The 19,765-nt window shown below is 42.9% G+C and carries 17 protein-coding genes and 2 tRNA genes; 10 read left to right on the top strand and 9 right to left on the bottom strand.

Features of this window, described 5'->3' with window-relative positions; translation table 11 throughout:
* Positions 1-38: 38 nt before the first annotated feature.
* Positions 39-1,925, bottom strand: a complete 1,887-nt coding sequence (asnB, locus tag ACLD5M_RS03665) for an asparagine synthase (glutamine-hydrolyzing) (protein ID WP_116793878.1) — start codon at positions 1,923-1,925, stop codon at positions 39-41.
* Between the two features lie 245 nt (positions 1,926-2,170).
* On the opposite strand from asnB, the gene ACLD5M_RS03660 reads away from it, so the two are divergent.
* The 4 genes from ACLD5M_RS03660 (at position 2,171) to ACLD5M_RS03645 (ending at position 5,053) form a co-directional block, all read left to right on the top strand.
* Positions 2,171-2,968, top strand: a complete 798-nt coding sequence (locus ACLD5M_RS03660) for a thiamine diphosphokinase (protein ID WP_116793877.1) — start codon at positions 2,171-2,173, stop codon at positions 2,966-2,968.
* A gap of 171 nt (positions 2,969-3,139) precedes the next feature.
* Positions 3,140-4,195 carry a type I glyceraldehyde-3-phosphate dehydrogenase gene (gene gap, locus ACLD5M_RS03655; RefSeq protein WP_004134581.1) on the top strand — a complete coding sequence of 352 codons (1,056 nt, stop codon included), beginning with the start codon at positions 3,140-3,142 and terminating at the stop codon, positions 4,193-4,195.
* Positions 4,196-4,371: 176 nt separating this feature from the next.
* Complete coding sequence (gene ybaK / locus ACLD5M_RS03650) at positions 4,372-4,872, top strand: Cys-tRNA(Pro) deacylase (RefSeq protein WP_116793876.1); 501 nt, start codon at positions 4,372-4,374, stop codon at positions 4,870-4,872.
* 106 nt (positions 4,873-4,978) lie between these two features.
* Positions 4,979-5,053 carry a 50S ribosomal protein bL37 gene (locus ACLD5M_RS03645; protein ID WP_369803150.1) on the top strand — a complete coding sequence of 25 codons (75 nt, stop codon included), beginning with the start codon at positions 4,979-4,981 and terminating at the stop codon, positions 5,051-5,053.
* A gap of 60 nt (positions 5,054-5,113) precedes the next feature.
* Here the strand turns inward: ACLD5M_RS03645 and ACLD5M_RS03640 are convergent, their stop codons facing one another.
* The gene (locus tag ACLD5M_RS03640) at positions 5,114-5,686 is read right to left on the bottom strand and encodes a sigma-70 family RNA polymerase sigma factor (protein WP_375168999.1); all 573 of its coding nucleotides are present in this window, start codon (positions 5,684-5,686) and stop codon (positions 5,114-5,116) included.
* Positions 5,687-5,793: 107 nt separating this feature from the next.
* Here ACLD5M_RS03640 and ACLD5M_RS03635 point away from each other — a divergent pair, with 107 nt between their 5' ends.
* The 4 genes from ACLD5M_RS03635 (at position 5,794) to ACLD5M_RS03620 (ending at position 10,521) form a co-directional block, all read left to right on the top strand.
* Complete coding sequence (locus ACLD5M_RS03635; RefSeq protein ID WP_375169572.1) at positions 5,794-6,573, top strand: exonuclease domain-containing protein; 780 nt, start codon at positions 5,794-5,796, stop codon at positions 6,571-6,573.
* A gap of 80 nt (positions 6,574-6,653) precedes the next feature.
* Positions 6,654-8,426: a UDP-N-acetylmuramoyl-L-alanyl-D-glutamate--2,6-diaminopimelate ligase gene (locus tag ACLD5M_RS03630; protein ID WP_375169000.1), complete on the top strand. Its 1,773-nt coding sequence runs from the start codon at positions 6,654-6,656 to the stop codon at positions 8,424-8,426.
* An 85-nt stretch (positions 8,427-8,511) separates the two neighbouring features.
* Positions 8,512-9,753, top strand: a complete 1,242-nt coding sequence (locus ACLD5M_RS03625; RefSeq protein ID WP_119520502.1) for a carboxylate--amine ligase — start codon at positions 8,512-8,514, stop codon at positions 9,751-9,753.
* A gap of 42 nt (positions 9,754-9,795) precedes the next feature.
* The gene (locus tag ACLD5M_RS03620; protein ID WP_004136284.1) at positions 9,796-10,521 is read left to right on the top strand and encodes an aspartate/glutamate racemase family protein; all 726 of its coding nucleotides are present in this window, start codon (positions 9,796-9,798) and stop codon (positions 10,519-10,521) included.
* 32 nt (positions 10,522-10,553) lie between these two features.
* Here ACLD5M_RS03620 and ACLD5M_RS03615 read toward each other — a convergent pair whose 3' ends face one another.
* Complete coding sequence (locus ACLD5M_RS03615) at positions 10,554-12,011, bottom strand: bifunctional folylpolyglutamate synthase/dihydrofolate synthase (RefSeq protein ID WP_004128692.1); 1,458 nt, start codon at positions 12,009-12,011, stop codon at positions 10,554-10,556.
* A gap of 270 nt (positions 12,012-12,281) precedes the next feature.
* Between ACLD5M_RS03615 and ACLD5M_RS03610 the strand changes: the two genes are divergently transcribed.
* Positions 12,282-13,877 carry an aminopeptidase P family protein gene (locus ACLD5M_RS03610; protein ID WP_410314630.1) on the top strand — a complete coding sequence of 532 codons (1,596 nt, stop codon included), beginning with the start codon at positions 12,282-12,284 and terminating at the stop codon, positions 13,875-13,877.
* A 283-nt stretch (positions 13,878-14,160) separates the two neighbouring features.
* Complete coding sequence (locus ACLD5M_RS03605; protein WP_004136280.1) at positions 14,161-15,057, top strand: carbohydrate kinase family protein; 897 nt, start codon at positions 14,161-14,163, stop codon at positions 15,055-15,057.
* A 75-nt stretch (positions 15,058-15,132) separates the two neighbouring features.
* Here the strand turns inward: ACLD5M_RS03605 and ACLD5M_RS03600 are convergent.
* The 6 genes from ACLD5M_RS03600 to ftsZ all read right to left on the bottom strand — a co-directional run bounded on the left by ACLD5M_RS03600 (position 15,133) and on the right by ftsZ (position 19,653).
* Positions 15,133-15,206: transfer RNA gene (locus tag ACLD5M_RS03600), tRNA-Ile, on the bottom strand.
* An 84-nt stretch (positions 15,207-15,290) separates the two neighbouring features.
* Positions 15,291-16,016, bottom strand: a complete 726-nt coding sequence (locus ACLD5M_RS03595; RefSeq protein ID WP_410314629.1) for an ECF transporter S component — start codon at positions 16,014-16,016, stop codon at positions 15,291-15,293.
* Between the two features lie 269 nt (positions 16,017-16,285).
* A tRNA-Glu gene (locus ACLD5M_RS03590) sits at positions 16,286-16,357 on the bottom strand.
* A 599-nt stretch (positions 16,358-16,956) separates the two neighbouring features.
* A complete protein-coding gene (trmB, locus tag ACLD5M_RS03585) occupies positions 16,957-17,796 on the bottom strand; it encodes a tRNA (guanosine(46)-N7)-methyltransferase TrmB (protein ID WP_410314628.1) in 840 nt (279 codons plus the stop codon).
* Between the two features lie 156 nt (positions 17,797-17,952).
* On the bottom strand, positions 17,953-18,417 hold the full coding sequence (locus ACLD5M_RS03580; protein WP_004134563.1) for a cell division protein SepF: 465 nt from the start codon (positions 18,415-18,417) through the stop codon (positions 17,953-17,955).
* Between the two features lie 24 nt (positions 18,418-18,441).
* Positions 18,442-19,653, bottom strand: a complete 1,212-nt coding sequence (ftsZ, locus tag ACLD5M_RS03575) for a cell division protein FtsZ (RefSeq protein ID WP_119520510.1) — start codon at positions 19,651-19,653, stop codon at positions 18,442-18,444.
* Positions 19,654-19,765 lie beyond the last annotated feature (112 nt).

Here is a 19,765-nt window from a genome sequence, read left to right as displayed (position 1 = left end):
TGACAAATAACCATTGCGCAAATTGCTAATAAACTTGCTTACGCAACCTGCACAGGATCAGGCTTCAATCCATCGTGATTAAAGTACACGTCATACCAGGTCAAGAAAGTGTAAACTGTCCAAATCTTGCGACGATCGTCAGTACGCTTAGCATAGTTGTTATCAATCATTTGAAGTAAAGCGTCACGATCGAAAAACTTTGCCGCATCGTCACTTTCAAAAGTTTTGCGCACAATCTTATAAAAGCGTTCCTCGCGCAACCAATCCTTAACTGGCACTGGGAAACCAAGCTTTTCGCGGTCATACCAAGCTTTAGGCAAATGACGTGCAGCCGCTTGACGGAAAGCAAACTTCGTATTTTCATCAGTAATCAAATACTTGGTAGGCACCTGCTCTGCAACATCCATAAGCATACGGTCAAGTAAAGGCACACGAAGCTCCAAAGAGTGAGCCATTGTCATTTTATCTGCCTTAAGCAAAATATCTCCCGGCATCCACTGATGCATATCGAGATACTGCTTCTTCTTAACTTCCGAAAGACCCTTACCTAAAATTCTGTTGTAAATAGCACCAACAATATCCATAACATGCGGACCTTTACGGTATTCAGGCTTCAAAAGTTTTACAGCATCTTCCTCATTGAAAACCTTTGACTGGCCAATAAAATGCTCCTCAGCTGGAGCCAAATTAGCGTACAAATGCCATGCTCCATGGAAATGCTTTCCTTTTGCTGCTCTACCAATTGCATAACGCAACTTTTTCGGCAACTTTGCGAGCATACGCGTCACAACTTTAATAAGCTTGGAACGCGTGTGAACACCATAATCAATGTATCCTGCAAATAATTCATCTGCGCCTTCGCCGCTTAACACAACGCGCAAATCCTGAGAAGCTAGCTTCGCTAGGAAGAACAATGGGACGCAAGAGAAGTTAGAATCAGGCTCATCTAAATACCATTGAATCTGCGGGAAATAACGGAATGCGTCTTCAGCATCAATAATTTCAGATTTATTATTCAAGCCGATAATTTTCGCCAATTCTCCAGCCTGCTTGGACTCGTTATAACGTCCACCAGCAAAACCAATTGAATACGTGTGCTCTGGGCGAGCAACAGCGGCAACATAGCTAGAATCTACGCCTGAAGAAAGGAAGGAACCAACTTCAACATCTGCAATCTGATGAGCTTTAACAGAATCGCAAACAGTTTTATCAATCAAATCCACAAGCTCGTTCAAATGCTGCTTGCTTTCACGGAAATTAGGATCGTAATACTGTTCGATTTTCATCTCACCATTTTTATAAGTGAAGCAATGTCCTTCAGGAAGCTTAAACACGCCCTTAAAGAAAGTCTCACTAATTGCAGGATATTGGAAAGTCATAAAAGGCTTAAGCGCGTTCTCGTTTAGTTCCTTCTTAAAATCCGGGTGACGAAGAAGAGATTTAATTTCGGAACCATACATAAAAGTACCGTTCATTTGCGCATAATAGAAAGGCTTAATACCAAAATGGTCGCGAGCGCCGAACAATTCTTGAGTTTGCTTATTCCAAATAACAAACGCAAACATTCCGCGCAAACGTTTAAGTAAATCCTTACCCCACTGTTCATAACCGTGCACTAATACTTCTGTATCGCAATCAGTGTGGAAAATGTGACCAGCTTTAATAAGTTCTTCGCGAAGTGGCTTGTAGTTATAAATTTCACCGTTGAATGTAACTGCAAGATTTCCGTCTTCGTTATACATTGGCTGAGAACCGCCGTGAAGATCAATAATGCTTAAACGACGAAATCCCAATGCTGCATGATCATCAATCATTGTGCCATACTCGTCAGGCCCACGGTGAGCAATTACATCCGTCATATCTTTAACAATTTGTTTTTTGACGTTAATTGGGGTGTCATTAATGAACCCAGCAATTCCGCACATTTATTTCTCCTCGTAAGGTGCACAACACAAGTCATATTATTTTCCAACAAATTATTTTCCTGCTACTTATGCAGAAAATCTATAATGTCTTAGAAAATCTAGTCTGATATGCAATGTTACATCAAGCGCTTTATGTTATTGAAGAATATCAAGCAAAAACATAACAAAATACTACTCAATACAGCGTTTGTAAACTATTGTTTGGAAGCATTAAATAGATACTAATAGCGCGTTATTATGATGATATGGAACCTTTGCAACGCTGCGTAGTACTAGCAGCAGGAGATTATTACGACAATACACGTGAGCATGTGCCGGATCGCGCACTAACTATTGCTGCAGATGGTGGATGGGATCATGCATGCGAATTAGGTTTGCATGTAGATGCTCTTATTGGAGATTTTGATTCTGTTCGCCTTAAGCTTCCTACCGACGCCATTATTACACGTTTGCCATCTGAAAAGGACGATCCAGATTTACTTTCCGCATTAAAAGTTGGATGGTCTAAAGGAGCTAGAGAATTCCATATTTTTGGCGGCTTAGGTGGACGCGTTGACCATACAATTTCCAATATTCAACTTATGGTTCGCTTAGCTCGTCGCGGCGGAATTGGCTTCTTATATGGCGACGGTCAAATCGTTACCGCTATTCACGATGGTTCACTTGATTTTCCAGCATCAAACGGAAGCGAATCTCGCATAGTTTCAGTGTTTTCGCACACTCCTGTTTCAAATGATGTAAACGAGACTGGTCTAAAATATCAGCTTGAGCATGCTGTTATGCACGGCGACGCTGTTCAAGGTTTAAGCAACGAATTATTAAACAACACACCGGCTCATATTGATGTTCATGAAGGAACGCTTATTGTAACATTCCCAATTAACGCTCCTTTGCCGCAAGTTAGCTGGTTCAAGAGGCCTGTTGGAGATTTAGGTAAAATTGACACTTCTATTTCTGAAGCATTAGCTGTTCCTCTGGAAAGTGAAGCAACTCCAACTGACTCAACTACTGCAGCTGCAGAGTCTATGACTTACAACGAATAGACCTTTAACTCTTTACACATTACGTGCACTGTTCTGCAACTTTTCGTACAGACCGCACACTAAAATAAACACCGTTAATTCAAATAACGATGACCACAATGCGTGAGTTTTCATCGCGAAAATAGCGCGACTTAAACGTTGCGCACGAGGTCTCACTCAAGGGAGAACCACATGACAGTCAAGATTGGTATTAACGGTTTCGGTCGCATCGGTCGTCTTGCATTCCGTCGTATTTTTGAGCTTCAAGCTCGCGGCGGTCAAGCCGGTGATATCGAAGTCGCAGCCATCAACGATCTGACCACTCCTTCTATGCTCGCCTACTTGCTTAAGTACGACAGCACCCACGGCACATTCCGCCACGATGACGGCACCCCAGTTGAGGTGACTTCTACCGAAGACGCAATCGTCGTAGACGGTAAGACTTATAAGGTATACGCCGAGAAGGACGCCAATAACATTCCATGGGTTAAGAATGATGGCGTTGAATTTGTGCTTGAATGCACCGGTTTCTATACTTCTGCAGAAAAGTCCCAGGCTCACTTGAACGCTGGCGCTAAGAAGGTTCTTATCTCCGCTCCTGCTAAGGATGAAACCACCCCAACAGTCGTATTCGGCGTAAACCATCAGATTTTGAAGGCCTCCGACAACATTGTTTCCGCTGGTTCTTGCACCACCAACTCCATGGCTGCCATGGTTAAGCTCTTGCAAGATAACTGGGGAATTAAGTCCGGCTTCATGACCACAATCCACGCTTACACCGGAACTCAGATGATTCTTGACGGCCCACGCGGCTCCAAGCCACGTAACAACCGTTCTGCAGCTTGCAACACCATTGAGCACTCCACCGGCGCTGCTAAGGCAATCGGCAAGGTTGTGCCAGAAGTTAACGGCAAGCTCCAGGGTCACGCACAGCGTATTCAGGTTCCAGATGGTTCCGTTACCGAGTTGACCACCGTTCTTGAGAAGCCAGCAACCACTGAAGAAATCAACGAAGCCTTCAAGAAGGCTTTTGAGAACTGCGAGTACTTCGGCTACAATGCCGACAGCATCGTGTCTTCCGACATTATTGGCGACACCCACGGTGGCGTTTTCGACCCAACTCAGACCGATGTGAACACCGTTGACGGCGTAACTTTGGCTCGTACCGTTACCTTCTACGATAACGAGTGCGGCTTCACCGCTAACATGATTCGCACCCTTCTTTACTTCGCTGAAATCTCCGAGTGATTTCGCTCAAGTAAAAATCAGAATAATCTGATTTTGTAAGGTTTATAAAACCCCTTGTGCTGCTTTCTAAGCTCACAAGGGGTTTATTTTTTAGATTCACATTAAGTCAAAAGTTGGTATAGCATATCATGTAACACAAAATTGCTACTAAGCCACGCAATATAAGGGGAAACGCAATGAGTAAAAAACATGCAGAAACAGGAAAAGCAACTCCTGCTATTGCTCAATTAGAAAAAGCAGGAATCAATTTTAGAATTGCTCAATATGAGCATGATGCAGATCATATGGATGACGGCTATGGGATTGAAGCTGCTGAAAAACTTGGAGTAAGTGCCGCCCAAGTTTGTAAAACACTTATGGTTGATACTGGCGAAAAGCGAGTAGTTGGAATTGTTCCAGTAAATGGACGACTAAATATGAAAGCAATTGCTGCAGCTGTTGGCGCAAAGAAAGCTAGTATGACAAGCCCAGAAGTTGCGCAACGTGAAAGCGGATACGTGGTTGGCGGAATTTCGCCGTTTGGTCAGAAAACACATCATGAAACAGTTCTTGACACTAGCGTAATGCAGTTTGATGAGATTCTTGTTTCTGGAGGAAAGCGCGGACTTGACGTGGTGCTTAATCCTCAAGACATCGTAACATTGTTAAATGCAACCGTTGCAGATATTGCAGCATAAGTTTTCTGCAACGAGATTTAGCATAAGCTAGGCGTGAGCTAGTATAACGTCTTGGCAACGTGCGATAATCCCTAAGGTTGTTAATTAATCGTTAAGGAGTACCATTATGGGTATGCGTGGCCGCAAGCGCAAGGCGCGTCGTAAAAAAGCAGCAAATCACGGCAAAAGGCCAAATGCTTAAGCTGTAATTTTTGCTTATAAATACTATAAAGCCCGCTTCTACGCGGGCTTTTTGTTTTGATTATCTGCATAAATCTGCAAGCTCGTGCTTTAACTGAGTTCTAGCACGATTAAGCCTGCTCATAACAGTACCAATTTTTATGCCTTCTTCTTTGGCAATCTGCTTATAAGATTTCCCATTGATAGCAGCCTCAACAAAAACTTTTCTGCGATCAGGAGGAAGAGTTCCTAAAGCTGCAATAATCTCCTTAGGAGCGAATCCTTCAAAATACTCTTGTTCCGCAGAAACCAGTCCACTTGGAGCATGATTAGAAGCTTCGTAAATATCCCAATCGTTATAATCGCCAGTTTTATCGTTTGCTCGCTTAGGCGCACGCTTTTCTTTTGCGTATTGATTAAAATACAAATTGCGCTCAATCCTGTTAATCCAAGCTGAAAAATTTGTGCCAGGATGAAAAGTTGAGAAAGATTTTAGCGCACGCTCAAAAGTATCTTGTACTAAATCTTGAGCATCCTGCGCATTATTGGTTAATCGCATAGCTTGAGTGTATAAAGAATCAACACATGGAGTAATAAGCTGCTCAAATTGCTCATATTTACGCTTAACAAGCGCGCACTTATTAGACTTAGTCATAACTTAATAATACTTTTTACTTTGCACATAGATTTGCAAATATCTCGACGAATCGCTTTGTAGATTGCCCGCGCGCCAAAACCCGCCATTGCGGTAATATTGTGACTATGCCAACAAATATTAAAGAATTGTTAGATGCTTTAAATGCAGCTCCATTTCAAGAGGAAAACACTCCACTTTCAAAATCGTGGCTGCTTGGTTTCGATACTGAGACGACCGGAGCAAATATTGGTAAAGACGCAATAGCTTCCGCAACCTTGGTTTTAAGAAATCCTTCTTTAGGACACGAAGGCGATACTGTTTCTACATGGCTAATTAACCCTCATCAGCCTATGAATCCTAAAGCAAGCGAAGTAAATGGTTTCACAGACGAATACCTTCAAGAACACGGCGGAGAACCTGTAGAAGAACTTGAAACCCTGGCACAAGCAGTTAGCTTGGCTCAAGCAAAAAATATTCCATTGCTGGCTTATAACGCACCGTTTGATGTTGCTATGCTTCGTCATGATTTGAACCGTTGGCAACTCAAATCTTTAAATCAACGACCAGCTTGCAGCATAAGCACTCTTACAGAAAACGATGTTCTTACGGTAGATCCGCTAGTTATTGATCGCGCTGTTTCTATAAGACCTGGGAAACGCACTTTAACTCTTACTTCCCGATTCTATGGCGTTGAACCAATTGGTGACTTCCACGATGCTACTGCAGATACTGTGGCAGCTCTTGATTTAGTTGCTCCTATTTGCAATGCGTATGAGCAAATTGGAAGCATGACATTAAGCAAGCTAATGAGTTGGCAGAGAGAAGCATATATTCGTTGGAGAGATAGTTTTAACAAGTGGCTTGAATCTCATGGCCGTGAGCCAATTCGTGGGACTTGGCTTTAAACTTGTTTAAAATAAACAATTTATAATCCAATTGCATTATTGCTTAAAAATATTTACTTATGTTTAGCGAAAAGAAAAATATGACTATGCACAACACGTTGTCACTAACAAGCGCAAGTAAGCTTTTGCAACAATATGGCTTGTTGCGCGAAATGATTCAGCATCACGAGTCACAAGATTCAGTTTCCAATAGCGAAAAAGCTACAGACTCTACGCATTCCCGTAATGAAATATGGTCTTTAAACCCGTATTATTTTGCCAATTTTGATGCGGATGAGTGTTTTGCCCACGCAACTTACGATACTCGCGATATTAAGCCTGGAACTTTGCTTTTTATTAAGGGCAATTTTAAACCTGAATATCTTTTAGACGCAGACAGCAAAGGTCTTAGCGCATACGTTGCTGAGCAGAGTTACGCCGAGTACACAAATGCTGTTGGCTTAATTGTTACAGACGTGCGCAAAGCAATGAGCATACTTTCTGCAGCATTCTTTGGAAATCCTCAAGAAAAACTCACAGTTGTTGGAATTACTGGAACTAAAGGTAAAACAACTACCGCATACTTTACTCACGCTATTCTAAACGCACATTCTGGCTCAAAAGCAGCGTTGTTCTCCTCCGTAGATAACTGCTTAGACGGTGTTAATTACGTTGAGTCAGATTTAACAACTCCCGAGAGTTTCGACGCTTTTAAAATGATGCGCGAAGCTGTAGATAACGGCATGAAATACCTTGTTATGGAAGTTTCTTCCCAAGCTTATAAGGTAAATCGCGTGTACGGGCTTAAGTTTGACGTTGCAGCTTTCTTAAATATTAGTCCGGATCATATTAGTCCTATTGAGCACCCAACTTTTGAAGATTACTTGTATTGCAAACGTCAAATTATTGCAAATACTAAGCGATTGGTATTAAATGCGGATGCTGATCACGCAGATCTTTTGTTGCAAGATGCAGAACGTAACAATGTGCCTGTAACAACTTTTGCAAGAATCCAAAAAGATGAAATAGACAATAGTTCTTGCGAAGCTATGAATAGTGACGATTTAGAAGATAATCACATAGATTATTGCGCATCTGTTAACGACGACGACTATGCCGAGCTACTTACGCCTGACTACATTGCAATGCCTACAGGAAACAGTGAGTCGCATTGCATTTCTATTAGAGATACGGACGAAGATAACGGCGATGAAGACGTACACTACTCTACTGTTGACGACTTTTCGCTTGCAATTGCGGGAGATTTTAATTACGAAAACGCTTTAGCAGCAATTGCTATTGCTGGAGAACTTTCAATTAATCAGGATACTGATTTAGCAGCACTGAAATCTATTGAAAATATTAAGATTCCTGGACGCATGGAAGTATTCAAAGACGCACAGTCTAACACAATTGCTGTTGTTGATTACGCGCATAATTATATTTCCACTAAAGCACTTCTTGATTTTGTTGATGAACGTTACGGTAAGGAAAACCCTAGAATTACACTAGTAACAGGATCTGCAGGTAATAAAGCTTACGATCGTCGTAAGGAAATCGTTCAAGCTGCTCAAAATCGTATTTACCAGTTTATTTTTACAACTGAAGACACAAATACAGAAGACGAAATGGATATTTGCAAAGATATGCGAGGCTACATAACTAACGAAAACGTTAAGTCGCATATTATTATAGACCGTCCAGATGCAGTGGAATACAGTGTTGACGACGCTCGAAAAAGCTTTAATCGCGAAGAAAAATTCAACGTTATTCTTTTGATTGGCAAAGGCGATGAGCGTTGGATTAAACACGAAAACAAGCATGTGCCTTACGAGGGTGATTCAGAAATCATAAAACGTCTTTTTACGCTTTAACATTAAGTATTGCAAAAACGTAGAAGTAAACGCTACGAATACATGCTACAAATAAACGAACGAATAAACCATAAAGAAGATATTAATGACTAATCAAAAATTCCAACCAGTGCTGCTCGGCAGCGATATTAACGCTTACGGAATGGCTAGAGCATTCCATGAAGCATACGGTATTACTTCTATAGCTTTTGCATATTTCCAACTTTCTCCTACAAAATTTAGCAAGATTATTGATGTGAGAATCGTCCCAAATTTTGGCGAGCTTAAAACATTTTTAAGCACAATGCTTTCGTTTGGAGAATCATGGAAGAAAGAGAATCCAAATACTAAGCTTCTACTTATTCCTTGCGGAGATGTTTACGCAAATTTGTTAAGCCAGTGTGGAGAAAAATTGCGCGACTATTTTGCTTTCCACACTTTGCCAAATGAATTAAACCGACAGCTTAGCCTTAAAAGCTCGTTCTATAAAACTTGCGAAAAGTACAATCTTGCACATCCAAAAACTAAGGTAGTAAACGCTGAGGAAGTAGCTTCTTGCGCGTACAAAGATCTTCCATTCGATTTCCCGATTGCTATGAAGCCTGCAGATAGCGCCAAATGGCTTAAAGTCGATTTTGATGGGCGTAAGAAGGCTTTTATTATCAACACGCCTGAGGATCTTGATACTCTTATTCAACGTTCTTATAAAGCCGGTTACGATGGCGAAATGATTTTGCAAGACTTTATTCCGGGCGACGATAGCCGTATGCGCGTTCTAAACGCATACGTAGACAGCGAGCACAATGTGCGAATGATGTTCCTTGGACACCCGCTTCTTGAAGACCCAACTCCAGAAGCGGTCGGCAATTACGCTGCTATTATTCCTGACTACAATGAGGAAGTTTTCCGCAACATTAAAGCGTTCCTAGAAGATATTAAATACGTTGGCGTAGCTAATTTTGATATGAAATACGATGAGCGCGACGGAGAGTATAAACTTTTTGAAATAAACTTACGTCAAGGCCGCTCAAGCTACTTTGTGACTTTAAACGGCTTTAATATTGCGAAATATTTTGTTGAAGATTTAATTGACCATAAGCCTTTTGACGGAAATACTGTATTTGGCCGTGGAGAAAAATTGTGGATGGAAATTCCACGCTCTATTTTCTTAAATTATGTAGCAGAAGGCGAAGAAAAGAAGCGTGGTACTAGTATGATTAGTCGCGGCGATTGGGGCACTACGCTAGAATATAAGAAGGATATGAACCTACTACGCTGGCTTATGATTCGTCATATGTTTTCAATTTACAAGAAGCGCTATGCTGAATTTTTCCGCAATAAGGCGTGAAATACTCCGGCACAATATGGGTTCCGAAAGGAAAATTACACGATGAAACGGCCGTTTTTTGCTGTACTTGGCGGAATGGGTACTCTTGCAACAGAAAGCTATATTCGTTTACTGAATAAAGAAACACATGCTCATAATGATCAAGAGTTTTTGGATTATGTGGTGTTTAACGACGCTTCTGTGCCAGATAGAACGGCTTATATTGTTGGCAATTCCGAAGAAAACCCATTCCCTGTTCTTGCGGACGACATTAACAAAGCAACGCAAATGGGAGCTTCTTTTATTGTATTAACATGCAATACGGCACATTATTTTTACGATAAGTTCCAAGCTCTTACAAAAGTGCCTATTATGCATATGCCTCGAGGCGCCGTGGCCGAAATTGCTCGACGCTACCCTACTGCTCGTTGCAAGCGCATTGGATTTTTAGGCACTGCAGGATCTCGTAAAGCAGGAGTGTATCAGCGCGCTATTGAAGAAGCGGGATACACGTTTGTAGCTCCAGACGACGACTTGCAGAAACGTATTACTTCGCTTATTTACGATGACGTAAAAGGCACAGGAGACCTTGATTTTCACCGTTACGAATCCGTTTTAAGCGATATGCTAGACCCTTCTGGAGCATGCCGTTGCGACGCACTTATTTTAGGATGCACAGAGCTTAGCGTGCTAAATGAAGCTTTCCCTCTTCCGCAAATTCCTTTAGTTGACGCTCAAGCAGTACTCGTAAAAGATACTGTAGAAAAAGCTAAAGCTTTGCGAAATTAGCAAATTAAGCAGCTAAATAAGAAGCTTGATTCTCAAGACTCGTCAATATTCGGGTGAATTGCAACGCGCTGATCTTTTGGCTTTTTTAAGTCCGGATTCACATGCTCAACAAGCATTGTGCGAGCATCCCCTGCCGTAACAAAGCTTCCGCAAATAAGCACGCCGTGACCGTAGCCAACGCCAAGCTCATCGTCTTCATCAACAAGATTCACAGCCGTTTGAATAGCATCCGGAAGCTCGTCAACACGAATCACGCGATCCCTGCCAAACACGCCTACAGCAATCTTTTCGAGCTCTTCCGGATCCATTACGCGGTCGCGCCAAGAATTACGAGTCACAATAATCTTCGTCAAAATAGGCTCAAGAACACCCAAGTATTCTTCAACCTGCTTATCTGCCATCATTGCAACAACACCAATAAGCTGCTCAAAATGATAGTTTTCTTCAATAGTTTCACGAAGAGACTCAGCAGCATTCACATTATGACCACCGTCAACAATAATCGTCGGCGAAGTACGAACCTGCTCAATACGACCCGGAACCTTAACCTGGCTTAAAGCTTCAGCAACCAAATCGCCATCTAAAGCTCCATTTACCGGTAGCACAACTTCAGCCGCAGCGAGCGCCGCCAAAGCATTATGCGCCTGATGCTTACCAAACTTATCTATTGGAACATCCTCATAAGTGCCAAGAGGCGTGCGCAAGGTAACAAGCTGGCCGCCAACTGCAGGAGTACGAGAAACAACTTCAAGCTCGCCGTCACCATAAGAAGAATCGCGCAATAATTTAGCATTATTACTCTCAGCAACTTCCTTAATAATTGGCAAAACCTTATCCTCATGCGGCTGAGGACCTAAAATTACAGTGCAATTTGGCTTAATAATGCCAGCTTTTGTGCGCGCAATCTCTTCAACAGTGTTTCCAAGCCACTGCATGTGATCCATATCCACAGGGCCAATAATTGCAGCATCCGCGTCCATAACATTCGTAGCATCCCATTCGCCACCCATGCCAACTTCCATTACAGCAACATCAACAGGAGCATCCGCAAAAGCCCAAATTGCCATGGCTGTAAGCACTTCAAAAAAGCTCATTTTTGGCTTACCGTCAGCCTCCATACGAGCATCAACCATGTCGATAATATCTTTCATTTGATCCCAAACATCAATAAAATCGTCGTCGCTGATTTCTTGACCATCAATCATAATGCGCTCGTTTATGCGCTCTAGATGTGGAGAAGTGTAAAGACCAGTGCGCAAACCGTATGCTCGGCACAACGACTCAGCCATGCGAGCAGTAGAACCCTTGCCATTCGTGCCAGTAATATGAATAACGTGCATAGACTTTTCTGGATGCCCAAGAATATCGAGAATTAAGCGCATTCTGTCTAAATCAAGATTAGTTTTATTATGCTCAGGAGCGCGGCTCATAATATTGCGCTCAATATCAACAATTCGCTCATTATTGCAATTTGGATGTTCCATAGACATAACTGCACTCCCCTAATTTTGTGCTCACTTACTCATTTTCCAAATATATAGATTAGTTTATGCCAACAACAGAAACCCAATGAAATATTGTGACAATATTCACATAACAAAACTTTCATCAACACACTTTGTAAATTACATATAAAATCTGATCTTTTTAATCCAAAAAACTCGCGCAAAACAGTAAATAAGACTATGTTAGTTATTGTCTAGTTTAATTCCTAGTTTATTTTTATTTACACACAAAAAGAAGTGTTAAGGAGTCGCATAATGGCAGAAAATACGCCAACAGAGCACGGTGAAGAATTAAAATCTGACGGTACACAAAAGGCGGAAGACCGCGTTAACAATCGTTCTCTTCGACCAAATAGCGATTCTTTTAAAGATTTTATGACAAGCAGCTGGGATAATCAGGAGCCAGAAGTTAAGCATCTTGAATCCAGCAAGTATATTCCAGCACGTTTAGACGCACTTTCAAAGCGCTTCCCAGGAGAACGCTTAATTATTCCTGCAGGACAGCCAAAGGTACGCAATAACGATTGCGATTACGCTTTCCGCCCAGACACGACTTTTGCCTACTATACTGGCTTGGGTCAAGATTACGAGGCTGGAGCCGTACTTGTTATGGAACCGGTAGACGAAGACAGCAAGGAAGCTAAAGCCTGCAAAAATCATATTCCAGAGCTTTTTGTAGCCCCACGCGCAGATAACAGCACCTCAGCATTTTATAGGGATCCACACTACGGAGAATACTGGGTTGGCCCACGCGCAGGCTTAAAAGAACTTAAAGCCATGACCGGTATTGAAACGCGCGATATTGCTGAACTTGACGACGCTATTTCCAAGAACGTAAGCGACGACGCAAATGGCGAAGGCGTTCGCGTTCGAATTATTCGAGAAACCGACCCGGAGCTTACCGCAAAAGTTGAAACAATGCGCGAAGCAAGCGGATTTACAGACGAAGACGCTAATAGTTCCGCTGACGACAAACTGCACGAATTTGCTGCAGAGGCACGCATGCTTAAAGACGATTACGAAATTCGAGAAATGCGCAAAGCTATTGCAGCCACAAAACTTGGTTTTGACCGCATGCTTACGCGTTTGCCTAATGCTTTAGGTCATGAGCATTCCGAGCGCATGATTGAGGGTGCTTTTAATTCCGTTGCTCGCGAGGAAGGAAACGAAGTAGGCTACGACACTATTGTTGCTTCCGGCAAGCACGCGCCAATTTTGCACTGGATGCGCAATACTGGCGTTGTTTCCAGCGGAGAATTGCTACTTATTGATGCCGGCGTTGAAGTTAACAGCCTCTACACTGCTGACATTACACGCACTTTCCCAACAAACGGCAAGTTTACCGACTTGCAAAAGAAGCTTTACCAGTGCGTTCTTGACGCTCAGCAAGCTGGTTTTGAGGCTGCTAAGCCGGGCGCAACCTACTCAGATATTCACCACGCCTGCATGCGCGTGCTTGCAGAACACTTGCACGAATGGGGAATTTTGAAGGTAAGCGTTGAAGAATCACTGTCTCCAGAAGGCCAACAGCATCGACGCTGGCATGCGTGCGGCGTTGCTCATCATCTTGGTTTGGACGTGCACGACTGTGCTCAAGCACGCTACGAGTCTTATCAAGGCGCAAAAATTACTCCAGGCATGATCTTTACAATTGAGCCAGGATTATACTTTGCGTCTAACGATTTGATGCTACCGGAAGAAATGCGCGGAATTGGAATTCGTATTGAAGACGATGTTCTGATGACTGAAAACGGTCCAGAATGGCTTTCTATTGACATTCCAAAGCAAATCGATGACGTAGAAGCATGGATGGCCGAGCAAGCTCACAAAAGTGATATTTTTCAGCATTAATCAATAAATTAAAATAATAAAAAATATAATAAAACGAAATAATAATAAATATAGTACGCCAGCATAAGTTAAGTTAAACGTACACAATATGGCACTTATGGTGCGCTCTATAGAAACGTAACATGCATTGCGCATGTTACTTATCGCAAGGGCACACCATAATTGTTTATGTAGCATTTTTACAAGCAAAATTTGCACCAAAATGCTTTTGAAGAAGCGAGAAGATATTTATAAAAGTATAGCTCTACAAACTTGCTGCACTGACGCGCGCGAAAGGAATATTATGACTAAGCCAATTGTTCTTTCACTCGGCGAACTTTTATGGGATTTACTTCCACACGGAAAACGTGTTGGCGGAGCGCCAGCAAATTTTGCATATCATGCACAGTGCCACGGAGCGCAAAGTTGCATGATTAGTGCTGTTGGTCAAGACCAACTCGGCGACGAGCTGATTGACAAAGTGAACAAAGCCGGAATCACATCAATTATTCAACGCAACGCGTGGCCAACAAGCACTGTGGAAGTAACGCTAAAAAAGGGAATACCAGAGTACACTATTCTGCGAAATATAGCATGGGATCATATTCTTTACACTCGAGAGCTCATTGATTTAGTAGAACGAGCAGATGCGGTATGCTTTGGCACTCTAAGCTTACGTTCTCAAGAAACTCACGACACAATTTTACAATTGTTAAAGCATACTAAGCCTGGAGCAATGAAGTTCTTCGACATAAATATTCGAAGCGACCACTATTCTAAGGAACTTATTGATACTCTTCTTCAGCAAGCCACCGTTTTTAAGCTTAACGATTCTGAACTGTTCCTACTTAGAGACATGTTCAATATTCGCGACACTTCAGACGAGGAAGCTTGCAAGTGGTTCCAAGCTCGTTACGCACTAGATTATGTGATTCTTACAGGCGGCTCTACTTTTAGTACGATTACTACTAGCACCGGAGAAAGCTCTACTATTCCAACGCCACACGTTGATGTTCTTGACACAGTTGGTGCTGGGGACTCGTTCTCAGGAACATTCGCAGCACATATTCTTAAAGGCGAAAGTCTCGAAGAAGCGCATCGAGCAGCCGTTAATACCGCTGCATTCGTATGCACTCAGGAAGGCGCATGGCCAAAGTATCCTAAACAAATACCGGATTATTTAGCAAAAGCCGGAAAATAAAAATAAAAAATAAAATTTAACTCATAAAATCAATAACGCCACTTCATAACCTATGAAGTGGCGTTATTTAGTTCGTGGGGCCTCAGGGGCTTGAACCCTGGACCGACGGATTATGAGTCCGTTGCTCTAACCGACTGAGCTAAAGCCCCACGCTAACAAAGTTAGCAACGACTAGATTAGCACATACCCATAAACGTCGCCAACCTAAGTGAGTCGAACTCAAATAAAAAGCATCACACGCGCTCAGTTCGTCCGGAAGCAAAGTTATCAAGAGCACCAGTTGCGCGCAAAGCCAAGTAAACAAACCACACAAGCACGCCGGAAAGCAGCAATCCGCTTATAAGCTCTGTAATCATATGAATCGTAATATAAGTAGGAGATTTAGCCTGATACTTAGTGAAGCTTAAGAACACACCATACTCAAAAGCCACAAGCAAACCAGAAAGAGCACTCAAAGTCAAATTAAACTTTCGATACTTAGCAATCAAGAATGGAATTTCCGCAAAAACACCCTGCAGCAAAGCAGAAATAACAGTATCCCTAATATTAAAAGGAGAACCAAGCAAAACCTGCACAAAAGCTGCAACAACATTCACATACACTGCAGAACCAGGCTTACGAATTAAAAGAAGCGCAAGAGTGCCAGACAAATACCACACGCCGTGCGTAATACTTGCGAAACCAGGAAGAACCGCTGCATTAAGAGTACGAATTATTGGAATAAACACCAAGCCGTATCCGCACAAAATAACGCCAAAAACAGCAGATAAAGCAGCTCCCAAAGCAATATCTGCCACACGCCAACGCAAATTAGCAACAATTGAAGGCTCCGGATTAGCTTTAGCATTCGCACTATCCGTTACAGTAGTTGCAGAAGTTGCAGAATCTACAGAAGTAGATGATTTCGCTTCATCACTATCAATACTATTATCAATATTCGTGTTAAAAATATTGCTCATAAGAAATCCTTTATCTTAAAATGCTGCGCATTGTAAATACTTAACTGAGCACTTCCTGACCTACGCAACCCGGGCAGAAGCACCAACGAGTAAGTCTATCACCTTAAACAAAAGAAACACATGCTATAACAAATTTGCGTTATCAAAGTAAGTTATAACGCAATATAAAACCGCAGAAATCTAGGATTATAGGGGTTATAGGCCAAACTTTAGCAAGATGCAATCAAAAACAAAAAACACCGCTGAGATTTCAGCGGTGCTCTAATTTGTACCCCCTAAGAGAGTCGAACTCTTGTTGTCAGATTGAAAGTCTGGTGTCCTAACCGTTAGACGAAGGGGGCTTCGAACCAAACCATATGATACTAACACTCAGAAAAGAGTCACGCAACTTACGGCGTGTTGAGATTAAGTACGTCTTAATTGCGTGTGTGTTTACGGTGGTTATGAGATGTGGCTGTGAGTAGTGGGTGTGAGTGGTGGGTGTTGCTTGTCTCGCAGCGCTACGCTCGTGTTTGCTGTTGCGCGAGTTTGTGGGGATTTCTCTCCTCGCACGTCCCGTCCTTCGGGCGCTCTGGCTGTTAAAGGCGCTTAGTGTGTTCGCCTTTCTTAAAGAATGTAGCTTCTCAGTCCTCTTTTAGTGCTCGTAAAGAAATCCCCCAAACTCTGCGTGCTAATTCGTTAATAACCGTGCTCATCGCAGAGATTTTTCGATTTTTCTTCTTCGCTCGACGAATCAGCAGCCTTCGGCTCTGACGTTCGCCTCGCTCAGTGCGAAAAATCTCAAATCTCACCACACGAATATTCCTGCAACTAAAGTAACGCAATTAAGCTGCGGGTGGGTGCGTAGATAGGAGTGCTTGGTGTGGCGTGTGCAGCAGCGATAATACTAGTGTTCGCTAATCAACAGAGATCAGCGTCAGCAGAGCACTGGCGCAAAGCCTCACAAGCATCGTTCACAAAGCACTAATGCGCGGTAGGTGAAGTCGTGAATCGTGCGACCAGCATCCAAGCCTTTGCGCTCAAAATTAGTAAGAACTCGACCAGCAAAGCGCTCAGATTCGTTAAAATCTGCGTGTGGAAGAGCTGCTGCAGTATCGGCAGTACCTTTTCCAACATGCTCAATTGGAAGACTTACGCTTAATTCACCAATATTTGCAAAATCTTCGCGAGAATCCATAATCTCATGCACATGCAAAGCATAGTCCTCAATATCTGTAGCAATGCGCCAAACGCCCTCTTTACGCAACGCCTGGTGGATTGTAGAGGCAAGCTCTGGTTGCACAATACGACGCTTATGGTGGCGCATTTTAGGCCATGGATCCGGGAAGAAAGTCCAAACTTCTTCTAAAACTCCGCGGTCACAAGCTGCGAAGAAATCAGGAGCGTTAATTTGCGCAATACGAAGATTAGTTAAACCTTGTTTTCCAGCTAAAAGCATTGTGTGAGCAACGCCTGGATCATAAACTTCAAGCGCCAAAAAGTTAGTTTCCGGCAAACGTTCTGCTGCAGCAACAACGTTTTCGCCCTGACCGGAACCGATTTCAACAATAAGCGGATTATTATTGCCCCACTTATCTTTAATCCAATCATGCGTAATGTGCAAATTTTCGCGCAATCTAAAAGAGCCAGGAGCTTCAGTAACATCTAATAAGTACTGACTTGCATAACGCTCCTGAGCGTGCTGTAAACGCGCATCTAAGCGTCCAGAACGACGCACAAACGACAATACAGTGCGTTGCTTGGCTTGCATAGTGTTTTCGCTTTCATTTTCACTGCTCATTAGATTACTTTCGTTATTCGGCTATACGCTTTTAGTTAAATTCACATGACTTTAGTCATGCTCGAACTCTTGTTTTATGCTATCAAAAAGTATAAAAAAGCAGCGAAAGTGTTAAACAAACGCTGCTTAATTAAGATTTTTATTTCGTAATACGCTTTAAGAGAACAAGTCTCGAGCAGTATTGCCGTTTGGAGCATCCTCTACTTTAATATTCACTTGTGCAGGACTGAGCAAGAACACGCGAGGAGTTACACGCTCAATAGAACCACGCACACCGAATACTACGCCAGCAGAGAAATCAACAATTCGATACGCCACAGACTCAGTTACGCCAGTTAAATTAAGCACTACTGGAACGCCATCTCTTAAAGCGCGACCAACCATTTGCGCATCGTCATAAGACTTTGGATGAATGGTAGTAATACGGCTCATGCGATTAAGACTTGCGCGAGCAGAAGTGCCACTAGAGCGAGAATCGTCTCCGTGCTGCGACGCAACAGGTGTTACCGATCGATCGTTGTCAAAGGAAGTTTCTGGAACATCAGCTTCAACATAATCATCATCTTCTTGAACATCTGCCATACCAACGTACGACATTACGTTCTTCATAAAGCTAGCCATGAAGCCACCCTCCTCTCGTTACACCTAACGCAAAAAATCAGGAATATCTAGTTCATCCGGTTCAGAAGACTGCGGCTGAGCAGGTTCTGGATTAGATGCATACTGCTGATTTGCTGCAGTATCAAACATAGAAGGCATAGAAGCAGGCTGCTCTGCTTGTGTAGCAGCAGATTCTTCCCTCATAGCAGAAGTAGACTTTGCTGGAGCAACAGACTTTACATCTGCCTGCATATCAACAAACTGGCCGGCTGTTGCTGAAGATTCTTCCGACTTAGAGTGAGCGTCGAAACCTGCAGCAATAACAGTCACACGTACTTCGTCACCGTAGGAATCATCCAAGGAAAGACCCCAAATAATTTGTGCTTCTGGATGAATAGCCTTACGAACAAGCTCAGTTGCAGCAGACGCTTCTTGAAGCTTCAAATCGCTTGGGCCTGCGATGTTAATCAAAGCACCGTGAGCACCTTCAATGCTTTCCTCAAGAAGAGGCGAGCTGATAGCGATTTCGGCAGCCTGAGTTGCGCGATCTTCGCCCTTTGCAGAACCGATGCCAAAGAGTGCTGTACCTGCGCCGCGCAAAATAGCGGTAACATCGGAAAAGTCCACATGAATGTACGAATTTGTGGTAATCAAATCCGTAATACCCTGAACGCCAGCAAGCAATGCGGTATCTGCCGTCTTAAATGCTTCAATAATACCGATTGTGCGATCCGAAATTTCCAAAAGACGATCGTTTGGAATTACGATTAACGCATCAACTTCTTTGCGAAGATTTTCGATACCAAGTTTTGCAGATGCAGCACGCTGAGGGCCTTCAAAACCGAATGGACGCGTAACAACTGCAATAGTTAAAGCACCCTGCTGATGCGCAGCACGAGCAACTATTGGGCTAGCACCAGTGCCTGTACCGCCGCCTTCGCCGCAGGTAACGAACACCATATCAGCGCCCTTAAGTGCTTCTTCAATATCTGATTGATGATCCTGTGCAGCTTTTGCACCCTTCTCAGGATCAGCACCAGCACCAAGACCTCGGCTTGAAGCGTCCGATAATGAAATCTTTACATCAGCATCAGAACGCAGTAAATCTTTAGCGTCAGTATTAATGGCTACAAATTCTACATTCTGTAGACCCTCGCTGATCATCCGATTGACGGCGTTACCGCCGGCACCACCGACGCCGACTACCTTGATGATGGTTTTGTCGTTGAAATTGTCAGTCTGGGCAATCTCGCTCACCGTTTTCTCCTGTCACTCACGCACGTTTACACAATATTTTAGCGCAAAACGCTCGATACTGACGACGTTTTAACAATAAACTGAAAAAATGTCACTGATTTGATAATACACC

The organism is Gardnerella sp. Marseille-Q9185, from assembly GCF_046508745.1.
Classification (GTDB): domain Bacteria; phylum Actinomycetota; class Actinomycetes; order Actinomycetales; family Bifidobacteriaceae; genus Bifidobacterium; species Bifidobacterium greenwoodii.
Note: the sequence above shows the minus strand (reverse complement) of the source record. Positions and strands in the feature narration are given on the sequence as shown.